This window comes from Stenotrophomonas maltophilia group sp. vghtpe118, assembly GCF_052605195.1.
Genome location: NZ_CP199672.1, coordinates 2,558,891 through 2,578,437, shown reverse-complemented (window position 1 = coordinate 2,578,437; position 19,547 = coordinate 2,558,891). Strand labels below are relative to the sequence as shown.

General features: G+C 67.7%; 19 protein-coding genes. 11 read left to right on the top strand and 8 right to left on the bottom strand.

Features of this window, described 5'->3' with window-relative positions; all coding sequences use genetic code 11:
• Position 1 precedes the first annotated feature (1 nt).
• The 3 genes from ACUDTM_RS11800 to ACUDTM_RS11790 form a co-directional block, all read right to left on the bottom strand.
• A complete protein-coding gene (locus tag ACUDTM_RS11800; protein ID WP_088497013.1) occupies positions 2–1,171 on the bottom strand; it encodes a lytic polysaccharide monooxygenase in 1,170 nt (389 codons plus the stop codon).
• A 175-nt stretch (positions 1,172–1,346) separates the two neighbouring features.
• A complete protein-coding gene (locus ACUDTM_RS11795; protein WP_188241447.1) occupies positions 1,347–2,516 on the bottom strand; it encodes a lytic polysaccharide monooxygenase in 1,170 nt (389 codons plus the stop codon).
• A 233-nt stretch (positions 2,517–2,749) separates the two neighbouring features.
• On the bottom strand, positions 2,750–3,235 hold the full coding sequence (locus ACUDTM_RS11790) for a DUF1203 domain-containing protein (protein WP_061478993.1): 486 nt from the start codon (positions 3,233–3,235) through the stop codon (positions 2,750–2,752).
• A gap of 296 nt (positions 3,236–3,531) precedes the next feature.
• Between ACUDTM_RS11790 and ACUDTM_RS11785 the strand changes: the two genes are divergently transcribed.
• The 3 genes from ACUDTM_RS11785 to ACUDTM_RS11775 are packed head-to-tail and all read left to right on the top strand — an operon-like array spanning position 3,532 to position 6,982.
• On the top strand, positions 3,532–5,058 hold the full coding sequence (locus ACUDTM_RS11785; RefSeq protein ID WP_252744803.1) for an alpha/beta hydrolase: 1,527 nt from the start codon (positions 3,532–3,534) through the stop codon (positions 5,056–5,058).
• Positions 5,055–5,801 (top strand): ABC transporter ATP-binding protein, encoded by a 747-nt coding sequence (locus tag ACUDTM_RS11780; protein ID WP_072168034.1) that lies wholly within the window; start codon positions 5,055–5,057, stop codon positions 5,799–5,801. The genes ACUDTM_RS11785 and ACUDTM_RS11780 overlap by 4 nt, the downstream gene beginning before the upstream one ends.
• The gene (locus ACUDTM_RS11775) at positions 5,798–6,982 is read left to right on the top strand and encodes an ABC transporter permease (protein ID WP_188241445.1); all 1,185 of its coding nucleotides are present in this window, start codon (positions 5,798–5,800) and stop codon (positions 6,980–6,982) included. Before ACUDTM_RS11780 ends, ACUDTM_RS11775 begins: the two co-directional genes overlap by 4 nt.
• Positions 6,983–7,003: 21 nt before the next feature.
• Here ACUDTM_RS11775 and ACUDTM_RS11770 read toward each other — a convergent pair whose 3' ends face one another.
• Positions 7,004–7,714, bottom strand: coding sequence for a transposase (locus tag ACUDTM_RS11770; protein WP_072168033.1), 711 nt, complete (start codon positions 7,712–7,714; stop codon positions 7,004–7,006).
• 99 nt (positions 7,715–7,813) lie between these two features.
• The gene (locus tag ACUDTM_RS11765) at positions 7,814–8,620 is read right to left on the bottom strand and encodes an AraC family transcriptional regulator (RefSeq protein WP_072168032.1); all 807 of its coding nucleotides are present in this window, start codon (positions 8,618–8,620) and stop codon (positions 7,814–7,816) included.
• A 78-nt stretch (positions 8,621–8,698) separates the two neighbouring features.
• Between ACUDTM_RS11765 and ACUDTM_RS11760 the strand changes: the two genes are divergently transcribed.
• On the top strand, positions 8,699–8,953 hold the full coding sequence (locus ACUDTM_RS11760; RefSeq protein ID WP_061478998.1) for a hypothetical protein: 255 nt from the start codon (positions 8,699–8,701) through the stop codon (positions 8,951–8,953).
• Between the two features lie 82 nt (positions 8,954–9,035).
• Here ACUDTM_RS11760 and ACUDTM_RS11755 read toward each other — a convergent pair whose 3' ends face one another.
• Entirely contained in the window at positions 9,036–10,049 is a 1,014-nt protein-coding gene (locus tag ACUDTM_RS11755; protein ID WP_061478999.1) for an energy transducer TonB, read from the bottom strand.
• 200 nt (positions 10,050–10,249) lie between these two features.
• A complete protein-coding gene (locus ACUDTM_RS11750; protein WP_065177871.1) occupies positions 10,250–10,870 on the bottom strand; it encodes a TIGR00645 family protein in 621 nt (206 codons plus the stop codon).
• A gap of 112 nt (positions 10,871–10,982) precedes the next feature.
• Here ACUDTM_RS11750 and ACUDTM_RS11745 point away from each other — a divergent pair, with 112 nt between their 5' ends.
• From ACUDTM_RS11745 to ACUDTM_RS11730, 4 genes are all read left to right on the top strand, one after another.
• A complete protein-coding gene (locus ACUDTM_RS11745) occupies positions 10,983–11,672 on the top strand; it encodes a glutathione binding-like protein (RefSeq protein WP_061479000.1) in 690 nt (229 codons plus the stop codon).
• Positions 11,673–11,832: 160 nt separating this feature from the next.
• The gene (locus ACUDTM_RS11740; protein ID WP_088497017.1) at positions 11,833–14,058 is read left to right on the top strand and encodes a S9 family peptidase; all 2,226 of its coding nucleotides are present in this window, start codon (positions 11,833–11,835) and stop codon (positions 14,056–14,058) included.
• A 25-nt stretch (positions 14,059–14,083) separates the two neighbouring features.
• Positions 14,084–14,599 carry a cytochrome c oxidase assembly factor Coa1 family protein gene (locus ACUDTM_RS11735; protein WP_049414402.1) on the top strand — a complete coding sequence of 172 codons (516 nt, stop codon included), beginning with the start codon at positions 14,084–14,086 and terminating at the stop codon, positions 14,597–14,599.
• A gap of 67 nt (positions 14,600–14,666) precedes the next feature.
• Positions 14,667–16,466, top strand: coding sequence for a DUF885 domain-containing protein (locus ACUDTM_RS11730; protein WP_088497018.1), 1,800 nt, complete (start codon positions 14,667–14,669; stop codon positions 16,464–16,466).
• Positions 16,467–16,570: 104 nt separating this feature from the next.
• Here ACUDTM_RS11730 and ACUDTM_RS11725 read toward each other — a convergent pair whose 3' ends face one another.
• Positions 16,571–17,035, bottom strand: coding sequence for a hypothetical protein (locus tag ACUDTM_RS11725; RefSeq protein ID WP_049439393.1), 465 nt, complete (start codon positions 17,033–17,035; stop codon positions 16,571–16,573).
• Positions 17,036–17,221: 186 nt separating this feature from the next.
• Here ACUDTM_RS11725 and ACUDTM_RS11720 point away from each other — a divergent pair, with 186 nt between their 5' ends.
• The 3 genes from ACUDTM_RS11720 to hemB all read left to right on the top strand — a co-directional run bounded on the left by ACUDTM_RS11720 (position 17,222) and on the right by hemB (position 19,520).
• On the top strand, positions 17,222–17,470 hold the full coding sequence (locus tag ACUDTM_RS11720) for a hypothetical protein (protein ID WP_005420185.1): 249 nt from the start codon (positions 17,222–17,224) through the stop codon (positions 17,468–17,470).
• A 123-nt stretch (positions 17,471–17,593) separates the two neighbouring features.
• A complete protein-coding gene (locus ACUDTM_RS11715; protein WP_069138806.1) occupies positions 17,594–18,511 on the top strand; it encodes a bestrophin family protein in 918 nt (305 codons plus the stop codon).
• Between the two features lie 19 nt (positions 18,512–18,530).
• A complete protein-coding gene (gene hemB / locus ACUDTM_RS11710; protein WP_006400669.1) occupies positions 18,531–19,520 on the top strand; it encodes a porphobilinogen synthase in 990 nt (329 codons plus the stop codon).
• Positions 19,521–19,547: the final 27 nt, after the last annotated feature.

The window sequence follows — 19,547 nt, the reverse complement described above, 5'->3', positions numbered from 1 at the left end:
CTCAGTACGCGACCCAGGCATCACGCCAGGCATAGCCGGTGCCCGGGCGATAGGCACCGGCATTGATGTTGCACCACGCGCCTTCCGGGAACGGGCGGCAGGCGTACAGCTTGCCGTCGGTGCCCTTCACCACGGTCTCGCCCGGCGTGTAGCTGCCGAGGCCGGCCGGATACACGAAGTCGAAATCGCCACCCGGCGGGTCGACCGGATCAACCGGGCCCGGCACTTGGGTTTCCAGCTGGAAGCGATTGCCCGGCTTCAGGTACACGCGGTTTTCGGTGGCCGAGGCGACCGGCGTGATCACGCCGTTCTTCATCACACCGACGCGGGCGTGCTGCGCACTGGCATTGACCTTGCGGGCCAGCGCCAGCGGCCACTGTGCGGGAGCGGTCTGGCCGGCCGCCAGCGTGGTCTCCACGCGCTCCAGGTCATTGCCGTTGGCATTGAACACACGCAGGGTCACGGTGCTGTCCACGTCCAGTGCACCGTTGGCGGTCACAGCGCCGGCATCCTGCCACTGCGGCGGCGGAACCACGCCATCGCCGCCTTCGAAGCGCACGTCCATGCAGGTATAGAACGCCTCCTGCGAATCCGAGCGCTGCCAGGTGTTGTAGATGATGTGCTGGCCACTGCGCTTGGGCAGCGGGCAGTCCAGCTTGTAGACACCGCCTTCGGACAGCGGCGTGTTGCCCAGCGTGCAGAATTCCTGCAGGTCGGCCCAACGCAGCGGGCTGCCCGGCTGCCAGCCATCGCGGGTGACGTAGAACTTCCATTCGTGGGTGGCGTGCGGCGCCGGCGCGCGGAACTCGAAGGTGTAACGGCCACGGGCGTCGGCGCGGATCGGCGTGGTCGGCCAGTCCGTGCGGTTCAGGTCGAGCCCGCGGTACTTGGGAATGCTGGCACTGCACAGTTCGCCGTCGCGCACCAGTTCGCGATGGTTGCCATTGGCATTGCCGTGGGCAATCGCGCTCCAGTCGTAGAACGGCTGCGAACCACCGATGGCCTTGGCGGCGGCGCAGGCCGGGTTGGTCGGGTTTTCCGGATTGCCCTCGTGGCACTGCTTCACGCGGCTGAGCGGCTTGGTCATGGTGCCGTGGGCGAAGGCGCTGCCGGACAGGGCCAGGCCGGCAACGACGGACAGTGCGAGGACTGCCCGATGGGACAGGTGCATGCAGAGACTCCTTTGCGAGGTATGGGAAACCCCATGAAGTCTTCACATGCAGACAGGCCGGCAATATCGGACAAGTTTGATTTCAGTGGCTGTCGTGCCTGATCTGCAGCACGCTGCTCAAAGCACTGCGGCTCAGGCAGAAGGCGGCGCGATGCGCACCGCCTTCTACAACGGGTCAGTAGGGCACCCAAGCATCGCGCCATGCACTGCCCATACCGGGGCGATATGCCTCGGCATTGACGTTGCACCACGCCCCTTCCGGGAACGGGCGGCAGGCGTACAGCTTGCCGTCGGTGCCCTTTACCACGGTCTGGCCGGGGACGTAGCTGCCAATGCCTGCGGGGTACACGTGGTCGAAATCACCGCCCGGCGACGGCGTGCCCGCGTCGGGCACCCGGGTGTCGAGCTGGAAGCGGTTGCCGTCCTTCAGGTACACCCGGTTGTCGGTGGCCGAGGCCGCCGGCGTGATCACGCCGTTGCTGAGCACGCCCACGCGTGCGTGCTGCGCACTGGCATTGACCTTGCGTGCCAGCACCAGCGGCCACTGTGCGGCGGCAGTCTGGCCGCTGGCCAGCGTGGCTTCCACGCGTTCGACATCATTGCCGTTGGCATTGAACACGCGCAGCGCCAACGTGGTGCCGACCGGCAGCTCGCCGCGCGCGGTGACCGGGCCGGCATCCTGCCACTGTGTTGCCGGTGCCGTTCCGCCGCCGCCCTGGAAGCGCACATCCATGCAGGTATAGAACGCCTCGGTCGAATCCGAGCGCTGCCAGGTGTTGTAGATCACATGCTGGCCGCTGCGCTGCGGCAATGTGCATTGCAGCTTGTAGGTGCCATCGGCCGACAGCGGTGTATTGCCCAGGGTGCAGAACTCCTGCAGGTCGGCCCAGCGCAGCGGGCTGCCCGGCTGCCAGCCTTCGCGGGTGACGAAGAAGCGCCAGTCACGGGTGGCGTGCGGTGCGGTCGCCTTGAACACGAAGGTGAACCTGCCATTGGCATCGGGCTGGATCGGCGTGGTCTGCCAGTCACTGCGGTTCACATCCAGCCCGCGGAAGGTCGGGTTGTTGCCGCTGCACAGCTTGCCGTCGGGTACCACGGCCTGGTGGTTGCCATTGGCGTTGGCCTGGTTGATGCCGTTCCAGTCGTAGAACGCCTGCGAACCGCCGATGGCCTTGGCGGCGGCACAGGCCGGGTTGGTCGGGTTCTCGGGGTTGCCCTGGAAACAGGCGTAGACGCGGCTGACAGGCGTGGTCATGGTGCCGTGGGCGAACGCGTTGCCGGCCAGGCACAGGCCCGCAGCCACGAACGAGGTGGCCAGCAACAGCGGTGTGGATCGGAATGACATGGCGCATCCTTGTGGTCGTCGAAAGGGAACGGTGACCGCAGGCGCTGCGCTGCGCGGCGGACTTCCGGCGGCACCACGGCGAGTATCGAGTCGCGATGCAGGCGACGGAACCATCGAAGTGCCGATCCGTGACTGCGCATGTGAAGCCCTTCCCGCAGGCTTCACGCAGGACTGAACAGATGCGCTGTATGTCACGTGATCGGCGTGGCATCGATCACGTCATGGAGACCACGCTACGCGGTCCCGGTACCCACCCGATCTGCCTGGCACGAGAAACAGCCATGCGCCGCGTTGTGCAGCTGGACGAACGCCACCGACGGGTCGGCAAACAGTGCATCCAGATGGTCGGCCACCTCGGTGCCCGCACAGACCTGGGCACCGCACATCAGCGCGGCGTGGTCATAGGCACGCATCGAAATCATCCGGCGCTGCACATACGGGGGCACCTCGCCCGGCGTCAGCACGCAACGGGTCACGCCGCGCTGCACGAAGATCGGGCCGGCGGCGCGGTACGGCGAATGCAGCGGCAGGTGGACGTGGGACAGCAGGAGCAGCTCGCTGCCAGGCGCGGGATCGCTCAGGCTGATCCGGCAGGGATGTCCGCCGTTGGCGCCGGCCCAGCGACGCTGGATGCCGAGCGCGGCGAGCGCGCTGTCGCTCATCTCGAACAGGTGCAGGAAGGGGCGATGGTCGATGCCACCGAGGTACCACGTGTGCATGGGCGTCTCCTGGGTCTGCGGCGGATTCTGCGCGTGCGCCGGCGGCCGTGCTCGCCGTTTTCAGACCCCGCATCGCCGTCGGGCCGGGGCACTGGCCCATGGGGCGCTGCGGTCCGCCGCCGATGCCGCCCTGTGCCGGCCGAGGCCGAGGGGCGGGACTGCCTGGTCTGCGCGCCGTCGGCGGCGGATTTGTCATTGCCCATCGCCGTCGGCGCGCTGCCCGTGTAAGTTGGGTCACATCTTCCGCGGCAGCCCGTCGTGGTCGACAGGAACGTCCTCCAGGGGAAACGAGCACGATGCAAAGACACCACCTCGCGCTGGCCGGGATGCTGGCCAGCCTGATGCTTGCCGGGTGCAGCCAGCCGCCGCCGGCCGACGCCGGAAGCGCCAGCGATGCACCCAGCCGCCGCTTCGGCACGATCGACTTCCAGCCCTGCACGCTGTCTACCGAAGGCGCCAGCGCCAACGTGGAGGCGCAGTGCGCCACCCTGCAGGTGCCGGAGGACCGGGCCCAGCCCGGCGGTCGCCGGATCGGCCTGCGTATCGCCTGGCTGGAATCGGGCAGCAGCGGCGCCAGCCAGCCGGACCCGGTGTTCTTCCTGGCCGGCGGCCCCGGACAGGCGGCCAGCGAGGTGGCGGTCATCGTCGACACTGCACTGCGCCAGGTGCGCAAACAGCGCGACGTGTTCCTGATCGACCAGCGCGGCACCGGCGGCTCCAACCCCCTCAGCTGCCTGGGCGCGGACGGCAAGCCGCTGCAGGTGGACGAGGATGCCGCGCCTTCCGAGGCAGCGTTGCGCGACTACGCCCAGCGCTGCGCCGCATCGCTGCAGGGGCGTGCCGATGCGCGCTTCTACACCACCACCGAGGCGATCGCCGATCTGGATGCGGTGCGTGCGGCGCTCGGTGTGGACCAGCTCAACCTGGTTGGCGGCTCCTACGGTACCCGCGTGGCCCAGCGCTATGCCGGGGCCTACCCGCAGCACACCCGCAGCATCGTCATCGATGGCGTGGTACCGAACGAGCTGGTGGTCGGTGGCGACTTCGCAACCACCTTCGAGGATGCGATCGCCCTGCAGTCGGCGCAGTGCCGCAAGGATGCCGCGTGCAGCAAGCGTTTCCCGACCGATACCCGCGCGCAGCTGCGCAGCGTGGTCGACTCCCTGCGCCGTGCACCGGTCTCGGTCGAGTATCGCGACCCGGGTACCAACGCACCCCGGCAGGATGTCCTGACGCCGGACAGCGTGGTCGGCCTTGCCTTCGCCTTCTCCTACGTGCCGCAGTATTCCTCGCTGCTGCCACTGGTGCTGGATGAAGCCGCACAGGGGCGCTATGCCCCGTTGGCATCGCTGGCGCGCGGCGCGAACCGCAGCATGGATTTCCAGATCAACCGCGGCATGCAATGGTCGGTGATCTGCAGCGAGGATGCGCCGCGCTACCACGCGCCGGCCGAAGATCCCGAACGCCTGTTCGGCAACGAGGTCGCCAGCGCGTTCTTCGCGGCCTGCCCGGTGTGGCCGCACCGTCCGGCGCCGGCAACCGATGCCGTGCCGCTGCGCAGCGACGTGCCGGCACTGCTGCTGTCCGGTGAGCTGGACCCGGTGACGCCGCCGCGCTACGCCGCACAGGTGCTCAAGGGCCTGCCCAACGGCCGTGCGCTGGTCGCCCGTGGCCAGGGCCATGGCACGTTGACCGCCGGCTGCATGCCGCGGCTGCTCGGACAGTTCATCGACAAGACCGATGCCAAGGCGCTGGATGCCGGCTGCCTGGACACGCTGAGCTACGTGCCGGCGTTCACCTCGTTCAACGGATGGGAACCATGATCGTCGCCGACAACCTGCACAAGGCCTTCGATACCCGCACGGGCCGCATCCAGGCGGTCGCCAACGTCGGCTTCCGCGCCGGGGATGGGCAGATCACCGGCCTGCTCGGCCCCAATGGTGCCGGCAAGACCACCACCATGCGCATGCTGTACACACTGATGACGCCCGACCAGGGCAGCATCACTGTCGATGGCATCGATGCCGCCCTCAATCCGGTGGAGGTGCGCCGCCACCTGGGCGTGCTGCCCGATGCGCGTGGCGTCTACAAGCGCCTGACCGCGCGCGAGAACATCGCCTACTTCGGCGAACTGCATGGCCTGTCTGCCGAGCGCATCCGCGAACGCATCGAGGTGCTGTCGCACGCGCTGGACATGGGGGACATCCTCGACCGGCAGACCGATGGTTTCTCGCAGGGCCAGCGCACCAAGACCGCGATTGCCCGCGCGCTGGTGCACGACCCGCGCAACGTCATCCTCGACGAACCGACCAACGGCCTGGATGTGATGACCACGCGCGCGCTGCGCCGCTTCCTGCTGGGCCTGCGCGAAGAGGGGCGCTGCGTGATCCTGTCCAGCCACATCATGCAGGAGGTGGGCGCGTTGTGTGACCACATCGTGATCATCGCCAAGGGCACGGTGATGGCTGCCGGCAGCGCCGACGAGCTGCGTGCGCAGGCCGGCGAAGCCAATCTTGAGGACGCGTTCGTGAAACTGATCGGCAGCGAAGAGGGCCTGCACGCATGAGCATGATGTCGACCCTGATGACGGTGATGCGCAAGGAACTGCGCGACCTGTCGCGTGACCGCCGCACGCTGCTGCTGACCCTGCTGTTCGGGCCGCTGCTGTACCCGGTGCTGCTGCTGGGCATGGGCAAGCTGGCCGAGAGCCGGGTACGCACCCAGATCGAAGAGCCGTTGCAGATCCCGACCATCGGCGCCGGGAACGCGCCGAACCTGGTGCGCTTCCTCGCCGCACAGGGCCTCAATGCCGCACCGGCACCGAAGGACCTGGCCGAGGCCATCCGCACCCAGGACATCGATGTGGCGCTGCGCATCAGCGATGACTTCGGCAAGGACTGGGCCGAGGGCAAGCCGGCGCTGGTGGAGGTGATCAAGGACAGCACGCGTCGCGCGGCCGAAGTACCCAGTGCACGCCTGGAAGCGGCGCTGGCCACCTACAACGGCCAGGTCGGTGCACTGCGCCTGATGGCACGCGGCATCGACGCACAGGTGGCACGCCCGCTGGACGTGGCGCGCCAGGACCTGGCCAGTGCCGAGGCCAAGCGCGGCATGATCCTGTCGATGCTGCTGCCGGTACTGCTGACGCTGACCTCGTTCATCGGTGGCGCCTACCTGGTGATGGACGCCACCGCCGGCGAGCGCGAGCGGCAGTCGCTGGAACCCCTGCTGGCCACGCCGGGTTCGCGCAGCGCGATCGTCAGCGGCAAGATCGCCGCCGCCTGCGTGGTCGGTTTCGTGTCGTTGCTGCTGACCCTGGTCGCGTTCAAGGTGAGCGCGCAGATCGCACCTGGCAACATCGGCCGCCAGTTCAACATGAACGTCGGCTCGATGCTGCAGATGCTGCTGGTGATGTTGCCGATGCTGCTGATCGGCACCTCGCTGCTGACCTTCCTGTCGGCCGCGGCCAAGAGCATGAAGGAAGCGCAGAGCCACATGACCTGGCTGATGCTGCTGCCGATGCTGCCCGGCTACGCACTGGTGGCCTATCCGCTGAAGAGCGAGCTGTGGCAGTACGCCGTGCCGTTCCTGTCGCAGAACCAGATGCTTCTGAAAGTGATCCGCCACGAGATCATCACCCCGGCGATCTGGGCGATCTACCTCGGCGCCAGCCTCGGCCTGGCCGCCGTGCTGTGGTTCGCCGCCGTGCGCCGCTATCACAACGAACGTCTGGCGATCTCTGGCTGACCAAAAAGGGGACGGAGGGGATTAAGTCGTTTCTGCCTCTCCCGTCCCCTGCTTGCGCGGGCGCCCTCGTCTGCGCATCACCACGGGGCGTCCCAGCGTCTGTTCCACCATCCGCAGGAATGCAGCGTCCCCCATTGGGCTTTGCCTGGCACTGTGGTTGCGGATCGCAGGTACGTCGGCGGATGCATTCACGTCGCGCAGGAACTCGGCATACAACGACGCCCTTTTCCGAGCGGTCGCTGCCAGTGCTTTGAACGCAGGATGCGGTGTCAGCATCGGATCATCGCGTCGTTGAAGGTTGCCGTGCACGCTGGACCACGGATGATCTTCGGCGCTGACCGCAATTCCGGCACGAACCGGATTGCGTTCGATGTAGCGGTATACGCTGAGAAGATAGGCATCGCTGTCGATCATCGAGGAATGGAAGCGACCCTGCCACAGCGGCCCACTGCGTCCGTGCCGCTGGTTGAACGCCTGCACGTAGTTGTTGCCCTGCATGCGCATTGCGCCCGCCAGTCCCTGCTGTGTGGACGGCGTGGCGAGCAGATGGATGTGGTTGCCCATCAGGACATAGGCATGCAGTGCGACGTGGTGCTTGAGGAATGCGCTGTGCAACAGATGCAGGAACAGTTGGCGGTCGACGTCGTCGATGAAGATCGCGCCCTTGTTCACGCCGCGCTGGATCACGTGATAGGCCTGGCCTGCCAGCATCAGGCGTGCTTGTCGGGGCATGGGATCTGGAGACTGGACGGGGTTTCAGCCTGTCATTGCGGCCGCGAAGCCGGACATCAGGCAACGCCGCGAAGCCGCGTCGGATGAGTCAGAAGCGACTTAATCCCCTCCGTCCCCTTTTGCGTCTTTTGCGTACCGCGCAGGCGTCACCCCCATCTCGCGCTTGAACACGGTGATGAACGCGCTCGGGGTGTCGTAGCCCATCGACAGCGCAACGCTGATCACCGGCTCGCCGGCCAGCAGGCGTGGCAGCGACAGCAACACGCGCAGGCGCTGCCGCCAATGGCCCAGGGTCATGCCTGTTTCGGCCTGCCACCGGCGGGCGAGGCTGCGGCCGGACAGTCCGTTGGCGGCTGCCCACGCTTCGACGCTGCGAAGGTCGTCCGGCGACCGTGCCAGCGCCGCCGCGATCCGCCGCAACCGTCGATCCTGCGGTTGTGGCAAGGCAAGCGGCAAAGGCGTGCTGGCGGCGATCTCATCGGTGATCACGCCGGCCAGGCGTGCCTGCGCGGCGTCCAGCGCCTGATGTGGCCAACTCAGTGCGCGCATCATCGCCGCCTGCAACAGCACGTTCGGCTGGAAAATGCGCGGCACGGCGGGCAGCTCCAGACAGGCTTCGGCGTTGAAGTACAGGCTCCAGCCATCGAATGCCTCTGCCCCTACCAGGGCGTGGGGCAGCAAGGGCGGTATCCAGGCAACGTGCCCCGCCGGCAGCAACCAGTGCAGATCGCCGGCCTCGATCCGCAGCAGGCCGTGGTGGGCACCCAGCACTTGGCCGCGCACGTGCTGGTGGCGTGCGGTGCGGCGCCGTCCCGGCACCCGCAGCTGCGAGGCCAGGATGAGGGGACCGTCTTCGGCGTTCGCCAAAGCGGGGTCAATCAACGCGGGTGATGTCTGATCTGCCATATCCATTGGCAGTTATACGGCAGAAGTGCCGCTGGCTGGGCGGCACACTGGGCTCCCGATCCCACAGGAGCATCACCCATGCAGCCACACGACATCCTTCCCGACCATCAGAACGAGGTGCAGGTGAACGGCCTCACCGTGCGCAAGGGCAGCGTCGGCGCCTTCCTCGCCAGCGTCCGTGACTGGCAGGACCCCGCCAGCGATGACGCCACCCGCGCCACCGCCGAAGCCGACCTGCGTGCGCTGCTGCCGGGCCTGCATGCGCTGGGCCTGTTCCAGGTGTTGGCCGCGCGTGATCCGGCACTGCAACGCCTGATCGACAGCCTCTCCTGAAACGAACACGGCCCGGACATGCCGGGCCGTGTGGTCATTGCGGGGCGGAAACGACTTAATCCCCTCCGTCCCCTTTTCGTGGTCAGCTGCCGCCCGGGGCGAACACCAGGGTGCGGCGGGTGGTGACCGGTGCGCTGACCGGCTCGAAGCGCCAGCGCTTGACCGCGTTCATGGCCTCGCGATCGAAGACGCGCGACGGTGTTGCGCGCAGCACACGGGCGTTGGTCACCGAACCGTCGGTGCCGACGGTGATCTCCACCAGCACCTCGCCGGAGGTGCCTGCACGCAGCGCCTCGGACGGATAGCGCGGCGCCGGTGTGCTGACCGGGCGCAGGTTGGGCGCCGCAGCGGCCGCCGGAGCTGCAGCCTGGCGTGCGGCGCTGGCCTGCTGGGCGGCAGCCTGCTGCTGCTTCTGCTCGGCTTCGCGGCGGGCCGCAGCCTGGCGCTCGGCTTCCTGGCGCTCGTTGTCGCGGCGGGCAGCGTCCTGTTGGGCAGCGATCTGCTTGGCTGCGTCGGCTTCCTTGGCACGCTGCTCGGCCAGGCGCTGCTGTTCGGTCTGCTGCTTGCTGCGGTCCTCGGCGTCCTTCTTCGCTTTCTCGGCTTCGGCCTCGGTGCGCTTGGCCGCGTTCTGCACGCCCTTGGCCAGGCCGTCCTTCAGGCGCGGCAACGCCGGCGCAGAGGCGTCCACCTTCTCGATCAGTGCCACCAGGCGCTGCGCTTCGGTGTAGTCCTCGCGGCCCAGGTGCTGTTCGGCGGCGATCAGGGTGTAGGGCAGCAGGTCGGTCAGCGCGCTCTTCACCGAGGCGTCGTCCGGCGTCTTGTCGCGCAGGGCGAGGTAGTACTCGATGGCGTTGTCGCCGGCCGGCGCGTACATGCGGTTCTCGCGCAGGGCCTGGCTGGCCGACTCACGCAGCTGCTCGGTGCCCATCGACTGCACCTTGGCGGCAACCACCGGTGCGGCCGGTGCAGCGGCGGTGGGTGCGGCGGCCGGGGCCGGTGCGGCGGTTTCCTCCTTGCCCGAGCAGGCAGCCAGTGCCAGTGCCAGGGCAACCGGCAGCCACCGGCGCGCGGCGGTGATCGTTGAGACGTGCGACATCCTGCTCCCCTCTAGAAGACGACGTGACGTAAATCATTGATATGCATGGCCGGGACCTGCGGTCCGGGCGCGGCAGGGTGACGTTTCCCGACGCCACCGCCGGCAACGGCGAGGGTGCAATCTAGCATCCCGGCCGCCGCCGCGTACAAGAGCAGTGGCCGGGATGGGCAACGGCGGCCGTGCCGTTGCCGGCGCCGACCTCAGTGGTCGTGCGCCTTGTCGTGCGACTTGCTGTGGCCGTTGGACATCAGCTTGTCGGTCCAGGCGATGCCGATCGCCGACAGGATGAACACGCAGTGGATGATGGTCTGCCACAGCACGCCTTCCTGAGTCAGCATCGAGCAGCGGGCGACACCGATGTTGGCGGCGGCCACGCTCATCTGCTCCGGCGTGCACAGCGGGATGCCATTCAGTGCGCCACTGGCGATGAAGGTCTTCAGCAGGTGGATCGAGGAGATGCCGATGATCGCCATCGCCAGCTTCACCTTCAGCACGCTGGCGTTGACGTGGCTCAGCCATTCCGGCTGGTCCGGGTGGCCTTCCAGGCGCAGGCGCGAGACGAAGGTCTCGTAGCCGCCGACGATCACCATCACCAGCAGGTTGGAGATCATCACCACGTCGATCAGGCCCAGCACGATCAGCATGATCTGCTGCTCGCCCATCGACACCGAATGCGAGATCAGGTGCCACAGTTCCTTGCCGAACAGGAACACGTAGACGCACTGCGCCACGATCAGGCCCAGGTACAGCGGCAGCTGCAGCCAGCGCGAGGCGAAGATCAGCGTGGACAACGGGGAGAGCGGCGGGCGGTTTGCACTCATGCGGGGGATGCTGCGTTTCGGGGGAGAGGCGAGGTTACCGGCCCGCCATGACGGTGCCAACCCAACTCACGCACTAGACTTCAGGTTCCTTTCCACACCCCGAGCCGACGCCATGATCGACCTGTATTACTGGCCCACCCCGAACGGCCATAAAGTGACCCTGCTGTTGGAGGAAACCGGCCTGGAATACCGCATCCACCCGGTCAACATCGGCTCGGGTGACCAGTTCAAGCCGGAATTCCTCGCCATTTCGCCCAACAACAAGATGCCGGCCATCGTCGACCACGCCCCGGCCGACGGCGGCGCCCCGCAGAGCGTGTTCGAGTCCGGTGCGATCCTGCTGTACCTGGCCGAGAAGACCGGCCGCTTCCTGCCCAGCGATCCGCGCGGCCGCGTCACCACACTGGAATGGCTGTTCTGGCAGATGGCGGGCCTGGGCCCGATGAGCGGCCAGATGGGGCATTTCAATGTGTATGCTCCGGAAAAGATCCCGTATGCGATCGAGCGCTATGACAACGAAGTGCGCCGCCTGCACGGGGTGATGGACAAGCGCCTGGCCCAGCACGCCTTCCTGGCCGGCGACGCGTACACCATCGCCGACATGGCCAGCTACCCGTGGGTCGGCGCCTACGACACGCTGCCGGTGGACTTCGCCGCGTTCCCCAACCTCAAGCGCTGGCACGAGGCCATCGCCGCGCGCCCGGCCACCCAGCGCGCCTATGCGCTGCGCCAGCAGGTGAACCCGAACGCCGGCAAGCCGCTCAGCGACGAAGAACGCAAGCACCTGTTCGGCCAGCGCTGACCCCGGCATCTGAAGGTGGGTGCCGACCGTTGGTCGGCACTCGTCCGCACCGCTTATGGGCAGAAGGTCATGCTGCCTTCCCGCACGGGCTTGGTTAGGATGAGGGACGACCGTCCCGCGCCCCGCGTGGAGGCGGACCTGCCGTTTGCCGGGATCCTCCATGCGCCATCTGTTCGCTTCGCTCGCCCTCATGCTCGCCACCAGTACCGCCGCCCACGCCGAAAAGCTGACCCTGGAAGCCATCACCGGCCCGCTGCCGCTGTCCGGCCCGACCCTGATGAAGCCCAAGGTGGCGCCGGACGGTTCGCAGGTCAGCTTCCTGCGCGGCAAGGACAGCGACCGCAACCAGCTGGACCTGTGGACCTACGACATCGGCAGCGGCCAGACCCGCCTGCTGGTTGATTCCAAGGTGGTGCTGCCCGGCACCGAGACCCTCAGCGATGAGGAAAAGGCCCGACGCGAGCGCCAGCGCATCGCCGCGATGACCGGCATCGTCGATTACCAGTGGTCGCCGGACGCGCAGCGCCTGCTGTTCCCGTTGGGCGGCGAACTCTACCTGTACGACCTCAAGCAGCAGGGCCAGGCGGCCGTGCGCCAGCTGACCCACGGTGAAGGCTTCGCCACCGACGCCAAGCTGTCGCCCAAGGGCGGTTTCGTCAGCTTCATCCGCGGCCGCAACCTGTGGGTGATCGATCTGGCCAGTGGCAAGCAGCTGCAGCTGACCCGCGACGGCAGCACCACCATCGGCAACGGCGTGGCCGAGTTCGTCGCCGACGAGGAAATGGATCGCCATACCGGTTACTGGTGGGCGCCGGATGATTCGGCCATCGCCTTCGCCCGCATCGACGAGGTGCCGGTGCCGGTGCAGAAGCGCTACGAGGTCTACGCCGACCGCACCGATGTGATCGAACAGCGTTACCCGGCCGCCGGCGACGCCAACGTTCGCGTGCAGCTGGGCGTGATCGCACCGGCCGCCGATGCGCAGCCGCGCTGGATCGACCTAGGCAAGGAACAGGACATCTACCTGGCCCGCGTCGATTGGCGCGATGCGCAGCACCTGAGTTTCCAGCGCCAGTCGCGTGACCAGAAGCAGCTGGACCTGGTCGAAGTGGCGCTCGACTCCAACCGCCAGCGCGTGCTCGTACACGAGACCAGCCCGACCTGGGTGCCGCTGCACAACAGCCTGCGCTTCCTTGAAGATGGCAGCGTGCTGTGGTCGTCCGAGCGCACCGGCTTCCAGCACCTGTACCGCATCGACAGCAAGGGCAAGGCCACTGCGCTTACCCATGGCAACTGGCCGGTGGACGAACTGCTGGCGGTCGATGAGAAGGCCGGCAAGGCCTACTTCCGTGCTGGCATCGAGACCTCGCGCGAAAGCCAGATCTACGCGGTGTCGCTGCAGGGCGGTGAGCCGCAGCGCCTGTCGAAGGCGCCGGGCATGCACAGCGCCAGCTTCGCCCGCAATGCCAGCGTCTACGTGGACAGCTGGTCCAACAGCACCACGCCGCCGCAGATCGAACTGTTCCGCGCCAACGGCGAGAAGATCGCCACGCTGGTCGAGAACGACCTGGCCGATCCCAAGCACCCGTATGCGCGCTACCGCGATGCGCAGCGCCCGGTCGAGTTCGGCACGTTGATGGCTGCCGACGGCAAGACCCCGTTGAACTACAGCCTGATCAAGCCGGCCGGCTTCGATCCGTCCAAGCGCTACCCGGTGGCGGTGTACGTCTACGGCGGCCCGGCCAGCCAGACCGTCACTGACAGCTGGCCCGGCCGTGGCGACCATCTGTTCAACCAGTACCTGGCCCAGCAGGGCTACGTGGTGTTCTCGCTGGACAACCGCGGCACCCCGCGCCGCGGCCGCGACTTCGGTGGTGCGCTGTACGGGAAGCAGGGCACGGTGGAAGTGACCGACCAGCTGCGCGGCGTGGCCTGGCTGAAGCAGCAGCCGTGGGTGGACCCGGCGCGCATCGGCGTGCAGGGCTGGTCCAACGGCGGTTACATGACCCTGATGCTGCTGGCCAAGGCATCGAACCAGTACGCCTGTGGCGTGGCCGGCGCACCGGTCACCGATTGGGGCCTGTATGACAGCCACTACACCGAACGCTACATGGACCTGCCGGCGCGCAACGAAGCGGGGTACCGCGAAGCGCGCGTGCTGACCCATATCGACGGCCTGCGTTCGCCGTTGCTGCTGATCCACGGCATGGCCGATGACAACGTGCTGTTCACCAACTCGACCAGCCTGATGAGCGCGCTGCAGAAGCGCGGGCAGCCGTTCGAGCTGATGACCTATCCGGGTGCCAAGCATGGCCTGTCCGGCGCCGATGCCCTGCATCGCTACCGTGTGGCCGAAGCCTTCCTGGGACGCTGCCTGAAGCCCTGATGCACAAACGGGAAGGAGCCCGCCGATGACACTGCCGCCGCCGATTCCCACCCATGGCCCGAAGCCTGCCGGCTGGTGGTCCCGTCACTGGCGCTGGGCGATGCCGCTGGCCGTGCTGCTGGTGTTGGCCGGTGCCGGTGGCGTGGTGGCCTGGAGCGTGCTGCGCTGGAGCGAGGCGGCACGCGAGAGCCCGCCGATGCGCGAGGCGATGCGCCGCGCCGGATGCAGCATCGAACTGGTGGAAGCCTTCGGCGAGCCGCTGCGTGCCGAATCGATGCCGCTGGGCAGCATGCAGACCGCGATCAATGGCCAGCGCGACGTCGGCCTGACCGTGGCCCTGGAAGGCCCGCGCGCGCACGGCCGGCTTTTCGTGAAGGGCACCCGCAGCGACGACGTCTGGGACTATCCGGTGATGTATGTGCTGGGCGAGAACAAGCAGACGTTCGACCTGACCGCGCTGGATGATGATGAGGCCGCGCAGGAATGCGAGCTGCAGGCCTGCCGCGAACGCGGCGAATGCCCGCTGGCCGCGGCGTTGTGACCTCCGGCCGATTGTCGCCACAGCGCTGAGCGCGTAGGGTGCGGGCAACCCTGTCCTGGAGTGCACCATGAAGCCGATCGCGTTGGCCGTTGCCCTGGCCCTGACTGCCGCCCCGCTGATGTCCGCACCGCCGGCGCTGGCGGCACCCGCCACCAAGGCCGCTACTCCGGCCAGCCCGGCCTGGGTGGCCCGCAGCAACGCATTGGCGCAGATCCTGCTCGATGCGCAGGGCCCGTTCCAGCCGGAAGAAACCGGCTTCTTCGGCGTGCCCGGCTATGACGACAAGGTGGCCGACCTCGGTGCGGACAACGGCAAGCGCTACCGCGCGGCGATGGCCAAGGCGCGCGACGAACTGAAGGCGAAGCTGGCCACCGAGCAGGATCCCAACGTCCGCCAGGACCTGGAGATCATGATCCACGCCGCCAACCAGAACATCGAAGGCAGTGAGCTCAACGAGAAGTACCTGCTGCCATGGAGTGACGCGCCGCAGACCATCTTCAGCGGCCTCAACCTGCTGCTGTCCGACCAGGTGCCGGCCGAGCGCCGGGCCAAGGCGATCGACCGCCTCAAGGCCTACGCCGGGCTGCAGCCGGGTGGCACCGCGTTCACCACGCTGGCCCGCCAGCGTTACGAAGAGCGCTTGAAGGACGGCAGCCTGCTGCAGCCGACGAAGATCGAAGTGCAGCAATCGCTGGACAACGTCGAGACGTACATCACCGGCATCGAGTCGCTGCTGAAGAAGTACCAGATCGCCGGCGCCGATGAGGCAATGAAGGCCCTAGCCGGGCAGATGAAGGATTACGCCAGCTGGACGCGCACGACCGTGCTGCCAAAGGCACGCACCGACGCGCGCCTGCCGGCGCCGCTGTACGCCTACCAGCTCAAGCAGGTCGGCATCGATATCGACCCGAAGCTGCTGATGCAGCGCGCGCAGCTGGAGTTCATGGAAACCCGCTCGGCGATGCAGCAGCTGGCGCCGCTGGTGGTGAAGGACAAGGGCCTGAAGGTGGCCGATCCGAGCGACCCGGTGGCGGTGATCCGCGCGCTGAAGGCCGACAAGATCGCCGACGACCAGCTGGAAGGCCACTACCGCAAGGTGATCGATGCGATCGATCCGCTGATCCGCGAGCATGCCATCGTCGATGTACCCAAGCGCGCCATGCAGATGCGCCTGGGTTCGGCCGCCGAGAGCGCGGCCAGCCCGGCCCCGCATTTCCTGCCGGCGCCGCTGGTCAACAACACCGGGCAGCAGGGCACCTTCGTGCTGCCGCTGGGCAACCCGGCGGCGGGCCCGGGCGCACAATACGACGATTTCAACTTCGGTGCGGCGGCGTGGACGCTGAGCGCGCATGAAGGCCGCCCCGGCCACGAGCTGCAGTTCACCGCGATGGTCGAGCGTGGTGTCTCGCTGGCGCGCACCATGTTCGCGTTCAATTCGGTGAACGTTGAAGGCTGGGCGCTGTATGCCGAGGCCGAGATGGTGCCGTACGAGCCGCTGGACGGGCAGATGATCGCCCTGCAGTTCCGCCTGCTGCGGGCCGCACGCGCAATGCTTGACCCGATGCTCAATCTCGGCCTGACCGACCGCGCCAACGGCGAGCGCGTGCTGATGGAGCAGGTCGGCCTGTCCAAGGCGATGGCCACCCAGGAACTGGACCGCTACATGGTGCGCATGCCGGGCCAGGCGGGCAGCTACTTCTATGGCTACACCCGTATCCTGGAACTGCGCATGCAGACCGAGCTGGCACTGGGCGCGAAGTTCGACCGCCTGGCGTTCAACAACTTCCTGCTCGACCAGGGCCTGCTGCCGCCGGACCAGCTGGCCGATGCGGTGAACAAGGTGTTCGTGCCGAAGTACAAGCGCTGAACCCCTCCGGTAGTGCCGGCCGCTGGCCGGCATTCCCCTGGCGTAGAGAGGATTCCTGAGGTTGCCGGCCAGCGGCCGGCACTACCCGCGGTGAGGCTGCCGCGTCACCGCTGCGGTTGCGGCGTGATCACCTGGGTCGGCAACCGTGCCGGCGGTTCCGGATTGGGTACCCAGATCGCCACGCCGGCGGCGCGCTTCTGCGTGGTCGGAATACCGATGCCGACGCCACCCCCCACATGCGAGCCAAAGGTGCCGGCACCCACCGACATGCCGACCGGCGAGCCGCTGCTGCCCACGCCCATCAGCACCACGCCATTGGCGCCCAGTGCCGCCGCTTCACGCTTCAGGCGTGCCACCGCGGCGTCGGTCTGGCCCTGCGTGCCGAAGCCCACGGCAGATGCCGATTCCAGCTGCGCGATTTCCTGCGAGCCGGCCGGTGGCGTGGAATAGATCTGCACCAGTGCCGGATCGATCGGCGCGCGGGCGCGCCCCAGCATGACCTTGGAGGTGCTGGCACAACCGGCGGCGACCAGCAGGATGGCCGCCAGCGCGGCCCAACGGATGTTCATGGCACGACCCCTGTAGGACTGGTTGCGATCTTCGGTGGGCCACTCTGAATCGGCGCCAACACCCGGGCCCGGGCACCCACGGCAGCACGCTAGCACGCGTCGGGTGACAGCCCCGCCAACGGCAGTAGGCGGCGACCGCGTGAACGACTATGGTGGACAGACAGGAACCAACTGCGGGAGAGCGGAATGGGCGTGATCAGTCTTTTGTGGGGCGTACTGGCGCTGTTGTGGATGATCCTGGCGCTGATTCCGCTGCTTGGCTGGGGCAACTGGTTCCTGATCCCGTTCGCCGCCGTCGGCGCGGTGATCGCCGCGCTGGGCATCCTGTTTACCCACCCGACCAAGCGCGGTCGGGCCTGGGCCGGGCTGGTGCTGAACGGCATCGTGGTGGTGGTCGGCATCCTGCGCCTGGGCCTGGGCGGCGGCGTGATCTGAATCCCGGCGCCGGGTGCGACAGGGCGTCGCAGGCGCACGGCCGGTGGCCGGGCAGGGGCGTACAATGAGCGGCTGCGCGAGCCCCCCGCGTGCCTGTGATTCCGCGCCTGGCGCGGCTGCCCGATGATCATCCGACCCCGTCCCCACGGCTGGCAACTGCTGTACATCCTGCGCGGCTCGATCGTCAAAGCGATCGCGCCGAAGGTGCTGGCCATCCTGATCCTGTCCATTGCCGTGGCGGCCGTGGTGGAACTGGCCCCGCCGACCGGCATCGAACGCGTGTCGGTCACGCCGTTCACCCTGCTCGGCCTGGTCCTGTCGATCTTCCTCAGCTTCCGCAACAGCGCCTGCTATGACCGCTGGTGGGAAGGCCGCAAGCTGTGGGGCCAGCTGGTCTACGAATCACGTTCGCTGGCCCGCCAGGTGCACCTGCTGCTGGCCGATGACGGCGGCCGCCGTCGCCGCATCGCGTACCTCACCACCGCGTTCGCCCATGCGCTGGCCGCGCGCCTGCGTGGACGCATCGTGGCCCTGGCCGCCTTGCCATGGCTGGACAAGCCGCAACGCGAGCAGCTGGGCCAGCGCGAGAACGTGCCGGATGCATTGCTGTCGATGATCGCTGCCGAGCTGGCCCAGGCGCTGCGCGCCGGCGAGCTCGATCCGATTCTCTACACCCAGCTGGAGGAGCGCCTGCACGCGATGTCGTCGATCCAGGCCGGCTGCGAGCGCATCCTCACCACGCCGCTGCCGTTCGCCTACACCCTACTGCTGCATCGCTGCGCGTGGATGTTCTGCGTGCTGCTGCCGTTCGGCCTGGCCAGTTCGCTGGGCTGGGGCACGCCGGTGCTGTCGGCGGTGCTGGCCTATGCCTTCTTCGGCCTGGACCAGCTGGGCGAAGAAATGGAAGACCCGTTCGGCCTGGAGCCGAACGACCTGCCGCTGGACGCGCTGGTGCGCACGATCGAGATCGACCAGCTCGACGCGCTCGGCGAACGCCCCTTGCCCGAACCCCTGCTGCCGCAGGGTTACCTGTTGCAATAGCCACTCCTCGGAGCCTGCCATGTCCCATCCGCTTTACCGCCCGCGCCGCATGCGCCACGACGAGTTCTCGCGCCGCCTGATGCGCGAGAACACGCTGACCACCGACGACCTGATCTACCCGGTGTTCGTGCACGAACTGGCGGGCCGCACCGCAGTGCCGTCGATGCCGGGCGTGGAGCGGCTGTCGATCGAAGAGCTGCTGAAGGTGGCCGAAGAAGCGCTGGAACTGGGCATTCCGGTGATCGACCTGTTCCCGGTGATCGACCCGTCGCTGAAGTCGCTGGACGCGTCGGCGGCGTGGGCCGAGGACGGCCTGGCGCAGCGTGCGATCCGCGCGCTGAAGTCGCGCTTCCCGGAACTGGGCGTGATGACCGACGTGGCGCTGGACCCGTACACCACCCACGGCCAGGACGGCATCATCGACGACAAGGGCTATGTGCTGAACGACATCACGGTCGAAGCGCTGGTCAAGCAGTCGGTGTCGCACGCCGAGGCCGGTGTGGACATCGTCTCGCCGTCGGACATGATGGACGGCCGCATCGGCGCGATCCGCCGTGCGCTGGATGCCGACAACCACATCAACGTGCGCATCATGGCCTACTCGGCCAAGTACGCCTCGGCGTTCTACGGCCCGTTCCGTGATGCGGTGGGCAGCGCGGCCAGCCTCGGCAAGGCCGACAAGAAGACCTACCAGATGGACCCGGCCAACGGCGACGAGGCCCTGCGCGAGATCGCGCTGGACCTGGAAGAGGGCGCCGACATGGTGATGGTCAAGCCGGGCATGCCGTACCTGGACCTGGTGCGCCGGGTGAAGGAGACGTTCGGCGTGCCGACCTTCGCCTACCAGGTCAGTGGCGAGTACGCGATGATGAAGGCCGCCTTCGCCAACGGCTGGCTGGACGAGCGCGCCTGCGTGCTGGAGTCGCTGCTGGGCTTCAAGCGGGCCGGTGCCGATGGCGTGCTGACCTATTTCGCGCCGCAGGTGGCGCGATGGCTGCGCGAGCGCTGACAATAGCGCCACGATAGACGGAGGACT